The following is a 3,966-nucleotide window of genomic DNA, read 5'->3' on the forward strand; positions in this document are numbered from 1 at the left end:
TCCCCGCGATATCGCATAAAGAGCTCCTTGCCCAGCCCGCGCTCGGGTTCGAGATCCGGGTTTCCTATTTCGTAGGAGTAGGACGCAAGGTGCGGTCCCTCCGAGTAGAGTTCTTCCTGGGAGGGCGGGCGGTAGGAATGCATGAAAGTGCTTCCCAAGTAATAGCCGTGGCCAAAGTGATAAATAGCAGACAGGGAGCTGGCGAGAGCCTGGAAGGTACGGTTGCGGATATGCCCAATATCCGAGTCGGGATCCTCTTCAGCGGGAACTGTGCGATTGAAGTCGTATCGCAGTCCCCCTTCCAGGTGTAACTCGCCCCACTCGGCTTCCTCTACGATAAAAGCGGAAAAGCTATGCGCATCCGAATCGGGGGTGCGGGCCCCGCTTACGGCGTAGTCTTTAGTCTCGGCCCAAACTCCCATGGTGCCTTTGGAAAACACGCCGAGTTCCGGGTGATGCGCTTTCACTGAAGCATTGGTTGTGAGCACCCCGAATTCCGTACCGGTGATACCCCCGGATTCAATTTCTTTGTGAAAATAATGCTTGTAGGAGATGTTGGCGGTGACCGATCTGAAGCTGTTGTTGGACAGGTATATTTCCGAGGCTCCTTCCAGCTGGTATTTTTCCATTTCGATATCCACGCCACTGGCATGTCCCCCTTCGGGGTCGGGCGGAATGCCATAGTTGTTCAGGTAGAAGCTGGTAGCGCCCCCGAGGTACCCCCAGGGACGAATATAGCTGATACCCAGGGCGTTGTTTGTGGATGTGAGGTCTGAATTCTCAAGGGTACCGGCAGGGGTCTCCGTATCTCCGGTTGTCCGGTAATTAAAATCGGCCTGCACGGCAAAGCTTCCAACGGGAATACCCGCTTCCACAGCGGCATTTCCCCCAGCGTTAACTGTCTCACCCTGAAGCGTAGCGGTGCCATGAATATGGTCGGGCATGCTCCGGGATATCTGGTTCCGCACTACATTGATTACACCGCCGATAGCGTTCGAGCCGTAAATCAGGGCAGCGGGACCGCGGGCAATTTCGATCTCTTCGGCAGCCATGGGATCGATCGTCACGGCATGATCAGCCGACTGGGAGGAGACGTCGCCGGTCCGTTCGCCGTCCTGCAGAATAAGTACACGCTCGCCACCCAGTCCCCGGATGACCGGTCGCGCCGGTGCCGCTCCCATCGACCGGGAACTGACGCCCGGCGACTCATCCAGGGTGGCAGAAAGGGTAGTTCCGAGGTTCTGGCGCAGCTGGGTACCTGAAATCGTTTTGGATGCGTGTTCGAGGTTTGCCCCCCCGCCGTCCTCCCGCGTACCCACTACTTCAACCGCCCCGGAACTGAATACGGTGGGACTCAGGCTAATATTCACTTCTGTGGTATCACCCGCTGTTATTTCAACCGGCCGGGAGGATGTTCGATAGCCAATTCGCGTTGTGCGCAGGGTATAGCGGCCGGCAGGGATATTTGAAAAGGCGAATGTACCATCGCTGTGGGCCGTTATGGTTCGGTTCGCTTCTTCAAGATGAAGATAGGCAAAGCTGATCGGTTCTGAGGTCTCGCGGTCCGTTACGGTTCCGATAAGGGCGCCTGCCTGTTGTTCCGGTTCTGCGGGAGGAGCCGAATAGGCTATGTCTGCAGACAAGACCATCCCAAAACAGAGTATTGACAGTAATAAATTTTTTTTTGAGTACATGGACGTGGGGAAATAGGTTATTACCAGTAATACATGTTGGATTCGAATAATACCTCTGAAATATGACCAGGTAGAATAAACTGCATGAAGCGGCTGATGCTGACTTGTGACAACCGCCTCATGCAAAGCGGTCAGGGATCAGAGCTCGTACTCACCATCTTAATCGGCATCGATATGAAACTCGATGGCGTTTTCACTGGTCACGGGCAATGTCTGGAAATCCGCATGATCGTCTCCATGCATGAGTCGGAATTGCACTTTGGATTCCCCTTCGGTAATCGCTGCTAAATGGAAATTCCATTCAGCGTCTTCTTCCTGTTGTATAATGTCCAATACATTTTCGTTTTCGATAACCCACCCTAATGAATACCCGTCGCCGAGATCCTCGACGTGGATGTAGTCGCCATTCTCAGCGAGAAAATGTACTTCGAATGGATACTCCTCGCCCACGCGAAAGTGCATGGGGGTATGCTCGGTAACTCCCTCACCCTCAACATATTCGAAAATAACCTCGCCATTGTGGACGAGTTCCAGCCCATGCGGGTCGGTATGTTCATCGTCGTCGCCGCCGGCGGGATTGTCGCCGCAAGCGGTAAAAAGGAGGGTGCTGAAAAGGGCTAACAGTAAAAGGGTACGCCTGGATAGTAATTGATAAGTCTTCATGGCTCTGAAAATAGATTTAAATAATATGAAGTTTCGATACGGAAATACCAGTATACGGTGTTGACCCTACACGGATCCGCGGAAATGAGATTGTGAAATATATAGAGAAAGGATCTATATCAGAGTGGGGGGGAGCGTCCACGGGTTACGACGGAGGAGATATCACCTATTTGGTTGCTTTCTTCTGTGATAATCTCTTTGACGCTAAAAAAGATATCACTTGACTGAGTAGCAGAAAGCACCTCCGTCTCAAAAATATAACCGACGATGGGGCAGACGGTCGTGTCTTTCGAAATACAATGACCGGTATCGGTAAAATTGGAGGAGTGGTTCCACTCCAGATGATGGTGCGAGTGAAGCGTAGAAATGGTCAGCCCAATGCTGGTAAGCACCAGTAAAAACAGCCCTATTTTTGATTTTAAACTACGATTCATCTCATCTAATTGTTTTATTATGTTAAAATTATGCTTTTAACGCATGTATACCAAACAGAAGTACGTAAAAAAATATTTTTTTGTAAGGTAATGGTTCGATAAAGAGTCTATATTGCAACATTCTAACTATTTCTTATGACTGAAATGTTCGAACAGATAAAAATCTTGTTTTTAGGATTGGGAGAGCAGTATGGCGTCAACCCTGTCATTTTCGGAAGCATTTATATAGGAGCCATTCCTTTTTTTACCTTGTCAGTAGCATGGTTGATTCGAAATTATCGAGAAGATAAGTCGATTATCTTACCGGCCTTTGCTGCCACGGGATGCTTTATTTCAGCATATATTTACCTTATGATTGTTGGCAGAAATGTACCCTGGTGGGTTTACGCGGCCGTAGTGGCCATGGTTGGCTACGGCGCCTGGTCTGCCTTCCACACCATTCGAAGGAAAATGAATCGGATAGATAACATCACTTCTACAGATGAAGAGTAATTACGATTTTGATGCGATTGTAATCGGGGGCGGGTCAGCGGGACTCACGGCTTCGGGGTTGGCTGCCAATTTCGGGGCGCGGACGATGATGATTGAAAAAGACCGGCTGGGCGGCGACTGTACGTGGACCGGTTGTGTGCCGAGCAAAACGCTGCTCAAAGCGGGGAAAGTGGCCAGCCAAATAAGAGAGGCCGCAAAATACGGGTTAATGAATCAGGATCCTGGTATTGATTTTAAAAAGGTTATTGAGCATGTGCATAAAAAGCGAGAGGAGATATATGCAGAGGCCGATCGCCCGGAAATTTATGAGGAAATGGGCATTGAAGTAGTCTACGGGGACGCCCGTTTTCTGGATGAACACACGGTTGCTATCGAAGGCGAGGACGGAAGCCGTCGCGAAGTATCCGCCCGTTACTTTTTTATCTGTGCCGGCAGTTCCCCTTTTGTACCTCCTCTTGAAGGGATTCAAAAAGTTCCGTACGTAACCAGCGAAGCACTCTTTGAGATTGAACAGCTTCCGGAAGCCCTGATCATCATCGGAGCGGGTCCGATCGGCATTGAGATGGGTCAGGCCCTGAATCGCCTGGGATCACATGTTACGGTGCTTGACATGGCCGGTCGTATCATGACGAATGACGATCCGGAGCTGGCACAAATGCTTCAGAGGGTACTGGAACAAGAGG

General features: G+C 50.4%; 5 protein-coding genes. 2 read left to right on the plus strand and 3 right to left on the minus strand.

Features of this window, described 5'->3' with window-relative positions; genetic code table 11:
• The 3 genes from ACESLU_RS12530 to ACESLU_RS12540 form a co-directional block, all read right to left on the minus strand.
• Nucleotides 1-1,643, minus strand: a 1,643-nt coding sequence (locus tag ACESLU_RS12530; RefSeq protein ID WP_372638980.1) for a TonB-dependent receptor, incomplete at its 3' end; no start/stop codon positions are given.
• Nucleotides 1,644-1,853: 210 nt separating this feature from the next.
• Nucleotides 1,854-2,357: a hypothetical protein gene (locus ACESLU_RS12535; RefSeq protein WP_372638981.1), complete on the minus strand. Its 504-nt coding sequence runs from the start codon at nt 2,355-2,357 to the stop codon at nt 1,854-1,856.
• 119 nt (nt 2,358-2,476) lie between these two features.
• On the minus strand, nt 2,477-2,791 hold the full coding sequence (locus ACESLU_RS12540; RefSeq protein ID WP_372638982.1) for a hypothetical protein: 315 nt from the start codon (nt 2,789-2,791) through the stop codon (nt 2,477-2,479).
• Between the two features lie 135 nt (nt 2,792-2,926).
• Here ACESLU_RS12540 and ACESLU_RS12545 point away from each other — a divergent pair, with 135 nt between their 5' ends.
• Together ACESLU_RS12545 and ACESLU_RS12550 are read left to right on the plus strand one after the other, a co-directional pair.
• A complete protein-coding gene (locus ACESLU_RS12545) occupies nt 2,927-3,283 on the plus strand; it encodes a hypothetical protein (protein WP_372638983.1) in 357 nt (118 codons plus the stop codon).
• A partial coding sequence (locus tag ACESLU_RS12550) for an FAD-dependent oxidoreductase (protein WP_372638984.1) occupies nt 3,273-3,966 on the plus strand: 694 nt, incomplete at its 3' end. The genes ACESLU_RS12545 and ACESLU_RS12550, both read left to right, overlap by 11 nt.

The sequence above is a fragment of the Fodinibius sp. genome (assembly GCF_041642155.1).
Classification (GTDB): domain Bacteria; phylum Bacteroidota; class Rhodothermia; order Balneolales; family Balneolaceae; genus Fodinibius.

Excerpts from the sequence above, each read along its gene's own strand:
- ACESLU_RS12535 (WP_372638981.1), bottom strand. The coding sequence starts at position 2,357 with ATGAAGACTTATCAATTACTATCCAGGCGTACCCTTTTACTGTTAGCC.
- ACESLU_RS12540 (WP_372638982.1), bottom strand. The coding sequence starts at position 2,791 with ATGAATCGTAGTTTAAAATCAAAAATAGGGCTGTTTTTACTGGTGCTT.
- ACESLU_RS12545 (WP_372638983.1), top strand. The coding sequence starts at position 2,927 with ATGACTGAAATGTTCGAACAGATAAAAATCTTGTTTTTAGGATTGGGA.